The 11500-nt window shown below is 66.6% G+C and carries 10 protein-coding genes and 2 pseudogenes; 5 read left to right on the forward strand and 7 right to left on the reverse strand.

Annotated features, from left to right (window positions below; translation table 11 throughout):
• Nucleotides 1-525 (reverse strand): annotated as a pseudogene (locus tag ACIQ67_RS16800) (sensor histidine kinase); the annotation flags it as partial.
• Between the two features lie 168 nt (nucleotides 526-693).
• Between ACIQ67_RS16800 and argH the strand changes: the two are divergent.
• From argH to ACIQ67_RS16815, 3 genes are read left to right on the forward strand one after another with little or no spacing between them, the layout of a single operon-like run.
• Complete coding sequence (gene argH / locus ACIQ67_RS16805) at nucleotides 694-2109, forward strand: argininosuccinate lyase (protein ID WP_397535526.1); 1416 nt, start codon at nucleotides 694-696, stop codon at nucleotides 2107-2109.
• Nucleotides 2110-2150: 41 nt separating this feature from the next.
• A complete protein-coding gene (locus ACIQ67_RS16810; RefSeq protein WP_397535527.1) occupies nucleotides 2151-3761 on the forward strand; it encodes an ATP-binding protein in 1611 nt (536 codons plus the stop codon).
• Nucleotides 3762-3765: 4 nt separating this feature from the next.
• A complete protein-coding gene (locus ACIQ67_RS16815) occupies nucleotides 3766-4467 on the forward strand; it encodes a response regulator transcription factor (protein ID WP_397535528.1) in 702 nt (233 codons plus the stop codon).
• Nucleotides 4468-4519: 52 nt separating this feature from the next.
• On the opposite strand, the gene ACIQ67_RS16820 is transcribed toward ACIQ67_RS16815, so the two are convergent.
• Nucleotides 4520-5101 carry a hypothetical protein gene (locus ACIQ67_RS16820; RefSeq protein WP_397535529.1) on the reverse strand — a complete coding sequence of 194 codons (582 nt, stop codon included), beginning with the start codon at nucleotides 5099-5101 and terminating at the stop codon, nucleotides 4520-4522.
• A 159-nt stretch (nucleotides 5102-5260) separates the two neighbouring features.
• On the opposite strand from ACIQ67_RS16820, the gene ACIQ67_RS16825 reads away from it, so the two are divergent.
• Entirely contained in the window at nucleotides 5261-5893 is a 633-nt protein-coding gene (locus ACIQ67_RS16825; RefSeq protein WP_397535530.1) for a hemerythrin domain-containing protein, read from the forward strand.
• Between the two features lie 6 nt (nucleotides 5894-5899).
• Here the strand turns inward: ACIQ67_RS16825 and ACIQ67_RS16830 are convergent, their stop codons facing one another.
• Nucleotides 5900-6361, reverse strand: coding sequence for an Lrp/AsnC family transcriptional regulator (locus ACIQ67_RS16830; protein WP_397535531.1), 462 nt, complete (start codon nucleotides 6359-6361; stop codon nucleotides 5900-5902).
• Between the two features lie 121 nt (nucleotides 6362-6482).
• Here ACIQ67_RS16830 and ACIQ67_RS16835 point away from each other — a divergent pair, with 121 nt between their 5' ends.
• The gene (locus tag ACIQ67_RS16835; RefSeq protein ID WP_397535532.1) at nucleotides 6483-8045 is read left to right on the forward strand and encodes an aminotransferase class V-fold PLP-dependent enzyme; all 1563 of its coding nucleotides are present in this window, start codon (nucleotides 6483-6485) and stop codon (nucleotides 8043-8045) included.
• A 9-nt stretch (nucleotides 8046-8054) separates the two neighbouring features.
• Here the strand turns inward: ACIQ67_RS16835 and ACIQ67_RS16840 are convergent, their stop codons facing one another.
• From ACIQ67_RS16840 to ACIQ67_RS16855, 4 genes and pseudogenes are all read right to left on the reverse strand, one after another.
• A complete protein-coding gene (locus tag ACIQ67_RS16840) occupies nucleotides 8055-9224 on the reverse strand; it encodes an ABC transporter permease (RefSeq protein WP_397535533.1) in 1170 nt (389 codons plus the stop codon).
• A 17-nt stretch (nucleotides 9225-9241) separates the two neighbouring features.
• On the reverse strand, nucleotides 9242-10402 hold the full coding sequence (locus tag ACIQ67_RS16845; protein WP_397535534.1) for an ABC transporter permease: 1161 nt from the start codon (nucleotides 10400-10402) through the stop codon (nucleotides 9242-9244).
• 23 nt (nucleotides 10403-10425) lie between these two features.
• Nucleotides 10426-11139: an ABC transporter ATP-binding protein gene (locus ACIQ67_RS16850; protein WP_397535535.1), complete on the reverse strand. Its 714-nt coding sequence runs from the start codon at nucleotides 11137-11139 to the stop codon at nucleotides 10426-10428.
• A pseudogene (locus tag ACIQ67_RS16855) lies at nucleotides 11136-11500 on the reverse strand (efflux RND transporter periplasmic adaptor subunit); the annotation flags it as partial. The gene ACIQ67_RS16850 and the pseudogene ACIQ67_RS16855, both read right to left, overlap by 4 nt.

Consider the following 11500-nt stretch of genomic DNA (forward strand, 5'->3'; position numbering starts at 1 on the left):
CACCAAGCGTGCCAGGGCATCGGCCGGCCTTTGCAGGCGCTCGCGCATCTTGAGCCAGTACAGCAGTAGCGCTGCCAGCGCCGCGCCGCTGGCGGCCACACCCGCCAGGCGGAACCAGCCGCTGGGCTCATCGCTGGCCAGGTTCAGCAGCTGCCAGCCGGCCAGGCCGCAGCCCGCACCCAGCGCCAACACGATCAGCCATTGCAAGGACGCACTCGAGCGCGCCAGCGGCCGCTTGGCCGCGCACAGCAGCAACAGCCACAGCAGCACGCCGGTCAGCGTCACCACCGTGCCGCTGGCCATGCCCAGCGCCCATTGCATCGGGCTGCGCACCGCCAGCGCCACGCCCAGCGCCAGCAACAGCTGCACGCCCAGCACCGCACGCAGCACCAGGCCGACATGGCAGACATCGAAGACACGCGAGGGATCAAACAGCGGTGCGCCCTCGTCCTCCAGTTCCATCATCGGCGGTGCCAGGCCCAGCAGGCTGCTGAGATTGCTGCTGTCGGCCCAGTCATGGTTCACGCCATGACCGGCATCCTGCCTCGACTGCCCCCCGCGTCTGCCCGTCATGCTGTACTTGCCCCCCGATAGAATCCGCCATCCCGATTGTGATGATTGTCATCCCGGACCGGCCCCGTCTCCATGCGGGCCTGCCCGCCCTCACCGCGGCGCCCGCGCGCCCATGCCACCATGTCCTCCAGCAGCAAGCCCGCCGACAACCAACTCGCCAACAAAGCCCAAGCCTGGTCCGCGCTCTTTTCTGAGCCGATGAGCGAGCTGGTCAAGCGCTACACCTCCAGCGTGTTCTTCGACAAGCGCCTGTGGGCCGCCGACATCCAGGGCAGCCTGGCGCATGCCGAGATGCTGACCGCCCAGGGAATCCTGAGCAGCGAGGACCATGCGGCCATCCAGCGCGGCATGGCGCAGATCAAGGGCGAGATTGAGGCCGGCCAGTTCGAGTGGAAGCTCGATCTGGAAGACGTGCACCTGAACATTGAGGCACGCCTGACCGAGCTGGTCGGCATTCCGGCCAAGCGCCTGCACACCGGCCGCAGCCGCAATGACCAGGTCGCCACCGATGTGCGCTTGTGGCTGCGCAGCGAGATCGACGAGATCAGCGCCCTGCTGTCGGCCCTGCAGCTGGCCCTGGTCGAGGTGGCCGAGAAGAACGCCGAGGTCATCCTGCCCGGCTTCACGCATCTGCAGGTGGCGCAGCCGGTGAGCTTCGGCCATCACCTGCTGGCCTATGTGGAAATGTTCTCGCGCGATGCCGAGCGCCTGGCCGACGCGCGTCGCCGCGTCAACCGTCTGCCGCTGGGTGCGGCCGCGCTGGCCGGCACCAGCTACCCGCTGGACCGCGAGCGCGTCGCCCGCAGCCTGGGCATGGAAGGCGTGTGCCAGAACAGCCTGGACGCCGTCTCCGACCGAGACTTTGCAATCGAGTTCACCGCCGCGGCCTCGCTGGTGATGGTGCACATCTCGCGCCTGTCGGAAGAGCTGATCCTGTGGATGAGCCAGAGCTTCGGTTTCATCGACCTGGCGGACCGCTTCTGCACCGGCTCATCGATCATGCCGCAGAAGAAGAACCCCGACGTGCCCGAGCTGGCGCGCGGCAAGACCGGCCGCGTGGTCGGTCATCTGATGGGCCTGATCACGCTGATGAAGGGCCAGCCGCTGGCCTACAACAAGGACAACCAGGAGGACAAGGAGCCCTTGTTCGACACCGTGGACACGCTGAAGGACACGCTGCGCATCTTTGCCGAGATGAGCGGCGGCATCACCGTCAAGCCCGAGGCGATGGAGCGCGCTGCGCTGAAGGGTTATGCCACCGCCACCGACCTGGCCGACTACCTGGTCAAGAAGGGCCTGGCCTTCCGCGACGCGCACGAGATCGTGGCCCACGCGGTGAAGACCGCCATCGGCACCGGCGTGGACCTGAGCCAGCTGCCGCTGGCCGAGCTGCAGAAGTTCGACGCCCGCATCGGCGAGGACGTTTTCGAGGTGCTCTCGCTGCGCGGTTCGCTGAACGCCCGCAACATCCTCGGCGGTACCGCGCCGGCCCAGGTGCGCGCCCAGGTGGCGCGCCACCGCGCTCGGCTGGCCTGACACCTTCGGGCCAGCCCGTGCGCAGCCAGAAGGGGTGAGCCATGTTCAAAGCGCGTCTTGGACTGTGGCTTGGCGTGCTGGTTGCGGTGATCGCGACGCAGTTCGCTGTCGTGGTCTGGCTGGTCAACCAGTCTGAGCTGGATCGATCACGCAGCCTGCGCGCCAAGGACGCCCTGGTCCAGTACCTGGATCTTTCATCCAACAAGCAAAGGCTGAAGGTCTGGTTCGCGCAATACCTTCTGACCGACTCGGCGCCGGTCGCTCAGCGTGACCTGTACCTTCAGCGCATGCAGGCCAGCCTGGTCGAGCTGGAGCGGCTGCACGCGATGGAAGCGGCCGACCCCAGCGACCGGGCGATCGAGACGGTTTCGCGCCAGACCCTGGTGGCCTTGCAGACCAATTTCGAAGCCCTGCGCGCCCAGATCCTGCAGGCGCAGCCGCATGCCGCCCACCTCACCACCGCTCAGACCGAACGGGCCGCCGTCTGGGACGAGATGCTGGGGGTCTTCGACATCTCGCAGGGGCAGGACATGCGGACCTTGATTGCCGAGGCGATCCAGGTGCAGATGGCGCACAGCCGCGAAACCGAGGCCGCGGCCCAGACCGCGCTCGGGCGTTCCCGGCATCTGGCCCTTTTCAGCATCCTGTCGACGATTCTGCTGTCGGTCGGCTTTGTGGCCTATTTCGCCTTGGACATACGCCGTCGCATGGCACCCCTGCTGGACGGCACCCAGGCCCTGCAGTCAGGCCGTATGGATCACCGCATCGCGGTTCACGGCCGTGATGAGTTCGATCGCTTGAGCCTGAGCTTCAACCGCATGGCCGAGGAGATCCAGCTGCATCGCGCCAACGAAGCCAGCCAGCGCCAGCGCCTGGAAGATGCGGTGGCACAGCGCACGCAGGATCTGCATGCCGCCAACCAGCAGTTGCTGAACATCGATCGCTCCCGCCGCCAGTTCTTTGCCAACATCAGCCACGAGCTGCGCACGCCCACCACCGCCATCCTCGGCGAAGCGGAGGTCAGCCTGCGGCGCAGCGGCCATCCCGAGCCCGTCTACCGCGAAGCGCTCGAGCGTGTGGCCGTCATCGCGCGTCAGCTCGGTGCGCGCATTTCCGAACTCATGGCGGTCGCCCGCCAGGGAGAAGCCAGCCAGCGGACGGACCGTCAGCCCATCCGCCTGCAGGACTTGCTGAGCCAAGCGCTGGAGCAGCAACGCGGCGCCGCGGCACAAGCCGGGCATCAGCTGGTGTTGAAACCGACTAGCGACGTGCCCAGCGAGTTGCTGCTGCACGGCGACCCCGAGAAGCTCGGCCAGGCCGTGACCATCCTGCTGGACAACGCCATCCGCTACACACCTGGCCCGGGTCAGATCTGGCTGAGTGCCCGACTTGACGATGGCGCCCCGCAAACTTTGAGCTTGAGCGTGGAGGACACCGGTATCGGGATGTCCTCGGAGGAGCTCGGCAAGGCCACCGAGCGCTACTGGCGAGCAGACGCCGCGCGCGGCATGCGGCCAGAGGGCATGGGGCTGGGGCTGGCCATTGCCAAGGACATTGCGATCGCACACGGCGGTCAACTTCGCCTGACCAGGCGCGCAGAGGGCGGCCTGGTCGTGCAGCTCAGCCTGCCATTGGGCGGACCCGGAGACTGAGCCCATGCCCCATCTGCTCGTTGTAGAAGACGACCGAAGAGTCTCGGATTTCCTCAGCCGCGGCCTGCGCGCCGAGGGCTACCAGATCACGGTGGTCGAGCGCGGTGACCTCGTGCAGAAGTCGGTCGAGCAGGTCGAGCCCGACCTGATCCTGCTCGATGTGATGCTGCCCGGCATCAACGGTGTGGAGGCATGCCAGCGCTTGCGCGCCGCCCGATTGCGCACTCCGGTGCTGATGCTCACAGCCATGGACGCGCTCGAAGACAAGGTCGCAGGCCTGCGCTGCGGCGCTGATGACTACCTGACCAAGCCATTTGCATTCGATGAACTGCTGGCCCGCATCGAAGCCTTGCTGCGGAGGGCCGAGGCGCATCTGGAGGAGGCCGGCAAAGGACGTGTGCGCCAGGTCTGCCTGGCTGACCTGGTGCTGGACCTGGAACGGATGCAGGTGCGCCGCGGCGACCGTTTGGTGCCAATGACGGCGCGCGAACTCGCCCTGCTGGAACTGCTGATGCGCCACCCAGGCCGGGTGTTCAGCCGCGAACGCATCCTCAACACCGTCTGGGGCTATAGCGAGGATCCGCTGACCAATGTGGTGGACGTCTACATCCGGCGCCTGCGCGCCAAGTTGGACGAAGGCCGCGAGCAGCCCCTCATCCTGACCGTCCGCGGACTGGGCTACAAGATCGACGGCGAGCCCGGCTGACCGGGATCGCCGGGCTCAGCGTCGCGGACGCTCAAAGACGACCAAAGGCCGCTCAGTTTGCGGTGTAGGGCAAGGAGGAGTGATGCAGCACGATTCGCACGGTGCCGCTGTCGTCCTTCTTGAAGGTCCAGGTCTTGTCAACCGTGGTGACCTTGCCCTTGGCATCGGTGATCATGACCTTGCCCATCGTGCTGGCGACGTCGCCGTTGATATGCACGGCAGCGTTCACGATGTCCACCTTCTTCCAACCCTTGAGCGCGAAGCCGCTGTCTTTCGGGAAGTTCGAGTCGCCGCCGACGAAATAGGCCAGAGCGCCTTCCTTGGTGGTGCGGAAGGTCTGCGGCGCCACGGTCAGCGTGGGCTTGAACAGCACCGGTCCCAGGTTGTAGCCGTAGGCCGCATCGAGCACGGCATTCGCGGTCGACTTGGCCTTGGCCAGGCCCCCGCTCTGGAAGTCATCGCTGATCTTCACCAGCGCATCGCCCCAGGCCTTCTGGGCCGCACTGACTTCGGCCAGGGTGATGTTGCTGTTGTAGACGCGCGGCTCGCCGCTCTGGGCCTGTGCCAGGCCAGGCACAAGGGCGGCGAAGGAAGCAGCAAGGAAAAGACCTTTGGCAACGGCGTTCTTGATCATGATGATGATGGGTCAGCTGGCTTGGCGCAGGTGGCGCCTGTGAATGAATCCGCGACAGCACATGCCGCCGCGTCGGGGCTGTGGCAGCGCAGCCCGAAGGCTCTTGCTCTGCACAGGCTCCATTGAAGCAAGCGCACTTGAGCCTCCCATGAACTGAAGATGAACGGCGCCTCCGAAGCAGATGAACGCCAGATGAAGCCGGCGCCGCAGCGCCGCCTGGGGCCGGGTGCCCGATCCTTGATTCCGCGCAGGGAAGCGCCGCAGCGCTGGCGCCGCCTGCAAGGAATTGCGCTACCCTCCCGCCCCATGAGCAATGTCACTCTTGAATGGACCGACGCGCTGTCTCTGAAGCAGCCGCAGATCGACGACACCCACCACCAGATGGTGGACCTGATCAAGGAACTGGCCGCGGTGCTGTCTACCGACGCCGACCCCTTGCCCGCCTTCCAGCGCCTGCTGGAGCACACCATCGAGCACTTCGGCATGGAAGAGCGCTGGATGGCGGCCACCGGCTTCGAGCCGGACAACTGCCACAGCAGCCAGCACAAGATGGTGCTGAACGTGATGCACGAGGTGGTGCGCCACGCCACCGAACTCAAGGACCTGGAGCCGATGCACATCATCGTCGGCGAGCTGTCGCAGTGGCTGCCGGCACATGCCGAGATGATGGATGCGGCCCTGGTCTTCCATATGGGCCAGGTCGGCTACGACCCTGCGACCGGCACGATCGAGAAGCCGCGGGCCACCGAGGCCTCGGGCATCAGCTCCTGCGGCAGCCAGGGCTGCAACTGAGGCCGCTCAGACCAGATCGAGCGGCAGCGCGGTGCTGCTCTTGATCTGCTCCATCGAGAAGGCCGAGGACACGCCGCGGAAGTCCGAGACGGCGATCAGCTTCTTGTAGAACTGGTCATAGCCCTCGATGCTGGTGGTCACCACCTTGAGCAGGTAGTCCACATCGCCGCTCATGCGGTGGAACTCCTGCACCTCGGGCATGTCGGCGATCAGCGCGGCAAAGCGCTTGAGCGAGGCCTCGTCATGCTGGCTGATGCGCAGGCTGACGAACACCGTCACCGGCAAGCCGACCTTCTTGCGGTCGACCAGGGCCACCCGCCCGGTCAGCAGACCCTCGTCCTCCATGCGTTTGATGCGCTTCCAGCAGGGCGTGCTGGACAGCCCTACCCGCTCGCCCAGCTGCGCCACCGACTGCGCGGCGTCGCGCTGCAGTTCTTCCAGAATCAGCCTGTCGATACGATCCAGCATCGAATCTCCCCATTCGTAGAATTAATTTCTCCATGAATTCTATTTCAGGGAATTATTGGAACGAATTTCCTTCAGCCAGTGGATAGACTTCCTCGACTTTTCCGCCCCGAGGATAGCCACCGTGACTGCGCCCCTGTACCTGGACTCCAACGCCACCACCCGCTGCTGCGACGCAGCCCGCGATGCGGCGCTGCAGGCGATGGAGGCAAGCTTCGGCAACCCCAGCAGCAGCCACAGCGAAGGCCTGCGCGCGCGGCAGCTGCTGGACCGGTCCCGCAGCGCCGCGCAGCGGGCACTCGGTGCGGGTGACGGCCGCTGCATCTTCACCAGCGGCGCCACCGAGGCCATCCACATGGCCGTGTTCAGCGCCCTCACCGAGCTGCGCCGACGCCGCGAGGCGGGCGAGCCGGTGGCGCCCTGGCTGCTGGTCGGCGCCACCGAGCACAAGGCCGTATTGCAGGCGGTCGAGCACTGGAACCACACCCTGCAGCTGGGGCTGCAACTGCGCATCCTGCCGGTGGACGCCAGCGGCCGGCATGACCTGGGCCTGCTGCAAAAGTGGCTGCCGCAGACCGCCCTGCTCTGCACCATGGCAGCCAATAACGAAACCGGCGTCATCAGCGATCTGGCCGGCATCGAGGCCCTGCTGCACGGCAGCCCCGCGCTGTGGTTGGTGGACAGCGTGCAGGCCTTGGGCAAGTTACCGCTGGCCTTGAGAGAGACGCGCATTGACTACGCCAGCTTCTCCGGCCACAAGCTATATGCACCCAAGGGCGTGGGCCTGCTCTATGTGCGCGCCGGCAGCCCCTTCACGCCGCTGATCGTCGGCGGCGGCCAGGAAGCCGGCCAGCGCTCCGGCACCGAGAACCTGCCCGGCATCGCCGGTTTCGGCGCGGTGTTTGAAGGCTTGGAGCTCGGCACGCTGTTCGCGGACGCCGCCACGCTCGACGCCCACCGCAAGTCGCTGGTGCAGGCACTGCACGACGCCTTCCCCGGCCTGGTATTCAATGCGCCGCCGGAACACTGCCTGCCGACCACGCTGAACTTCGCCGTGCCCGGCGCCAGCAGCAAGCAGCTGATGAATCTGTTCGATGCTGCAGGCATCCAGGTCAGCGCCGGCAGCGCCTGCTCGGCCGGCAAGGCGGCCGGCAGCCCGGTGCTGGATGCGATGGGCAGGCCCGACTGGGCCAGTCGCGGCGCGATCCGCCTGTCCTTCGGTCCGCTGGACAGCCGCACCTTCATCGCCGCGGCCTGCGCGGCGCTGCGGCGCTGCGGCGCGGTCTGGGCACGTCGTCAGGCCGACAGCGCCGAAGCCAGTCACGCAGGCACGCTGCTGACGCCCTCGCTGGACATGCAGCCAGCCATTGACCTACATTGGCATGAGCTGGGCGGCTATCTGCGCCGCCAGCCCGATGCACTGCTGATCGATGTGCGCGAGGCCTATGAACAGGAAGCGGGTGAAGAACTGAGCTCGCCTGCCGGCCCAGCCTTGAGCGTTCCGCTGTCAGGGTTTGTGCAGTTCTGCGCCAGCCGGCCTGAGTTGCTGCGCCAACCGGTGCTGCTGCTGTGCCGCAGCGGCAATCGCAGCCGCGAGGCCGCACTGCACCTGCTGGCCCTGGGCCACCGCGATGTGCGCCAACTGGCCGGCGGCCTGGCGCTGCGCCCGGTCAGCGCTGTGGCCTGAGGCTGCGCTTCAAGCCTCGCGCAGGCAGTCGACGATCTTCAGCCTCGCGGCCCGCCAGGCCGGAATGAAGCCGCCGACAAAGCCCATGAACAAGGCAAACAGCAGCGTCTTCCAGACGATGGCCGGCGTCAGCTTGAACTGAAACGCCAGCTCGGCAAAGGTCTGGAAATTGGTGGTGCTGATGTTGACCGTCTGCATCAGCGCCGCAGCACCCAGGCCGATGACACCGCCCACCAGCGACAGCAGCATCGACTCGCCCAAGAAGGCCAGCAGAACCGCGCCACGCCTGAAGCCCAGTGCACGCAAGGTACCGATCTCGCCGATGCGCTGGGCCACGGCGGCGAACATGGTGATCATCGCGCCAACGATGGCGCCGATCGAGAAGATCACCGACAGCGAGGTGCCCAGGATGCTGATGAAGGTGGCCAGCGCCTCGCTCTGCTCGGCATAGAAGCGCACCTCGGGCTTGGCCTCCAGCTGCAGGCGCGGGTCGGCCTCGATGGCCGCCTTCAGCGCCTCGAACTGCGAGGTGTCCTGCAGCCGGAACACCACGCTGGAGAAGGCATCGCGGCGGAAGGCTTGCAGCATCTGCTCGGCATCGCCCCAGATCTCTGAATCGAAGCCGCTGCCGCCAGCATCGAACACACCCACCACGGTCCAGTCGCGGCCGGCGAAGCGCAGCGTCTCGCCTAGAGCGGCGCCCTGGAAACCCTGTGCCACCGAGCGCCCTGTGACGATCTCGGAACTGCCGGCGCGGAACATGCGCCCTTCCAGCATCCGCACCCCGGGCCGGAGCTGCAGGCCCAGCTCGGAGGTGCCGCGCACCGTCACATTGCTGGGCTTGCCGCTGCCGCGCTTGGGCAGGTTATTCAGCACCACCGGCTCCTTGCTCACCAGTGGTCGGCCCTGGCCATCGGTTGCGATGCCCGGCAGGCTCTCGACGATGGCGGCCTGACTGCGCGCGATGCCGCTGTTGATCTCGGCGCCGGCGCCCTTGCGCAGCACGATCACGTTGTCGGGCTGCCCCGTGGCCACCAGCGTGTTGCGGATGCCCTCGCTCATCATCAGCACGGTGGCAAACACATAGATCACCAGCGCCATTCCGCCGGCCGTCAGCAGCGTGGTGACGCGGCGCACCCAGAGGTTGCGGGCGATGTAGCTCAGCGGGATGGCTTTCATCTCAAGACCTCATGCCGTCATGCCACATGGCGCAGGCCCTGCACGATGTCGATGCGGCTCATCTTCCAGGCCGGCCAGGCGGCGGCCACCGTGCCGACGATCAGCGCCGCCAGCAGCTGCAGCGCCATCGTCAGGTTCGAGACCTGAAATGTCGGGAACAACGTGCCCGCCGCATTCGCAAACGCCGCCGCCATCGGCAGCGTCAGCGCCACGCCCAGCAGGCCGCCGGCCAGCGCAATGGTCAGGCTCTCGCCGAACAGCAGCTTGACGACGAAGGCCGGCGGAAAGCCCAGTGCCTTCAGCGTCGCATATTCGGCCAGGCGCTCGCGCGCCGTCATCGTCATGGTGTTGGCCATCACTGCCATGATGATCAGCACGATGATGTAGCTGACCGCCTGCACCGCCACCAGGATGGCCTCGCTCATCGAAACGAAGCTAAGCTGAAAAGCGCTCTCGGTCTCGGTTAGCGTCTCGGCAAGCGAGTTCTTGAACTGAGCGTCCACCCGCTGTGAGACCTGGGCCGCGTTCTGCGGATCGTCGATGCCGACGACGTAGACGCCGACGAAGTCCGCCCGGTTGCCATAGCGCTTGCGCAGGCTCTCGTTGAGCAGCCCCCAATGAAACAGCAGCTGGTTCTCATCGGTCTTGGCCTCGGCGCCGTCCCAGATGCCGCGCAGCGTGAAGGTCCAGGTGCCGGGGTAGATGGTGCCGCGCAGCGGAATCTGGTCGCCGATCTTCCAGCCGAACTTGTCGGCCAGCTTGCGTCCGACGATGGCGCCCTGGCGGTCGCGGATGAAGGCCAGGCGCTCGGCGTCACTGAGCCGGTACTCGGGATAGAGCGCCAGATAGCTGGCCGGTTCCACCGCGAACTGCGGGAAGAAGTTGCGCTCGGTGATGTAAATGCCGCCGAACCAGTTGGCCCAGGACACGCTGCTGACGCCCTCCACCGCCTTGAGCCGCTGCGCATAGGACAGCGGCAGCGGGAAGGTCAGCGAGATCGCGCTGCGCGACACGAGCCGAGTGCTGCTGCTGGCCTCGACGCCGGCATACCAGGCATCGACGATGGTGCGCAGCAGGCCGAAAGCCGACAGCGCCACCACCAGGCCCACCATCGTGAGCAGGGTGCGCAGCTTGTGCCGGAAGGCGTTCTTCAGCAGCAGCTTGAGCAGAAATGGCATGGTGATGCTCGACGCTATCGAACTCAGTGGCTGCCCGCCATCGCCTCATCCGGCACCAGTACGCCCTTTTCCAGATGGATCAGGCGCCGCGCCCGCGCTGCGGCCTTGGGGTCGTGCGTGACCATCACGATGGTCTTGCCGAGCTTGCGATTCAGGTCTTCCAGCAGGTCCAGCACCTCCTGGCCGGTGACGCGGTCCAGGTCACCGGTGGGCTCATCCGCCACGATCAGACTGGGGTCGCTCACAAGGGCACGCGCAATCGCCACCCGCTGCTGCTGGCCGCCGGACAGCTCGTTGGGATAGTGGTCCATGCGGTCCTCCAGCCGCACCATCGCCAGAGCCGCCTCGGCATGCTCGCGGCGCTGGCGAGCCGACAGGCCTGTCAGCAGCAGCGGCAGCTCGACGTTTTCCAACGCGGTCAGCACCGGCATCAGGTTGTAGAACTGAAAGATGAAACCCACATGCGTGGCGCGCCAGTCGGCCAGCGCGCCCTCGCCCAGCGTGGCGATGTCCACACCACCGATCACGATGCGACCGCTGCTGGGCTGGTCGATGCCGGCGATCAGGTTCAGCAGCGTGCTCTTGCCCGAGCCGCTGGGGCCCATCAGCGCAACGAACTCGCCGGCCTGCACGTCCAGCGTCACGTCCAGCAGTACCGGGATGTCCTGCTGCCCCCGGCGGTAGGCCTTGGACAGCGACTCGATGCGGATCAGCGGCGGGCTGTTGTCTGCGCTCATGGCTTGGCCGACACCGTCACGCGCGCACCGCCAGCCAGCTTCGGCGCAGGCTCCAGCACCACGCGGTCACCGGACTTCAGGCCCGCGGCCGAGACCTCCAGCAGATCGCCGAGCGTGCGGCCCTTCTTCACGTCCAGCGCCTCCAAGACATCGGCATCGCCCTCCCGCTTGACGCGCAGCAGCCAGGTCTTGCCGTCCTTCTCCTGCAGCGCCTTGGGGTTGACGGCCAGCACCGCCTGCAACTCATCGGCCGCGGGTTTCTTGGACAGGAAAACCACCTTGGCGCTCATCTCCGGCAGGATGCGCGCGTCCAACTGATCGAAGCGCACCTTGGTCATCACCGTGGCCTTGGCGCGGTCGA

Origin of the sequence: Roseateles sp. (assembly GCF_044373315.1) — a bacterium.
Classification (GTDB): domain Bacteria; phylum Pseudomonadota; class Gammaproteobacteria; order Burkholderiales; family Burkholderiaceae_C; genus JACDQM01.

Excerpts from the sequence above, each read along its gene's own strand:
- argH (WP_397535526.1), top strand. The coding sequence starts at position 694 with ATGTCCTCCAGCAGCAAGCCCGCCGACAACCAACTCGCCAACAAAGCC.
- ACIQ67_RS16810 (WP_397535527.1), top strand. The coding sequence starts at position 2,151 with ATGTTCAAAGCGCGTCTTGGACTGTGGCTTGGCGTGCTGGTTGCGGTG.
- ACIQ67_RS16815 (WP_397535528.1), top strand. The coding sequence starts at position 3,766 with ATGCCCCATCTGCTCGTTGTAGAAGACGACCGAAGAGTCTCGGATTTC.
- ACIQ67_RS16820 (WP_397535529.1), bottom strand. The coding sequence starts at position 5,101 with ATGATCAAGAACGCCGTTGCCAAAGGTCTTTTCCTTGCTGCTTCCTTC.
- ACIQ67_RS16825 (WP_397535530.1), top strand. The coding sequence starts at position 5,261 with ATGAACGGCGCCTCCGAAGCAGATGAACGCCAGATGAAGCCGGCGCCG.
- ACIQ67_RS16830 (WP_397535531.1), bottom strand. The coding sequence starts at position 6,361 with ATGCTGGATCGTATCGACAGGCTGATTCTGGAAGAACTGCAGCGCGAC.
- ACIQ67_RS16840 (WP_397535533.1), bottom strand. The coding sequence starts at position 9,224 with ATGAAAGCCATCCCGCTGAGCTACATCGCCCGCAACCTCTGGGTGCGC.
- ACIQ67_RS16845 (WP_397535534.1), bottom strand. The coding sequence starts at position 10,402 with ATGCCATTTCTGCTCAAGCTGCTGCTGAAGAACGCCTTCCGGCACAAG.
- ACIQ67_RS16850 (WP_397535535.1), bottom strand. The coding sequence starts at position 11,139 with ATGAGCGCAGACAACAGCCCGCCGCTGATCCGCATCGAGTCGCTGTCC.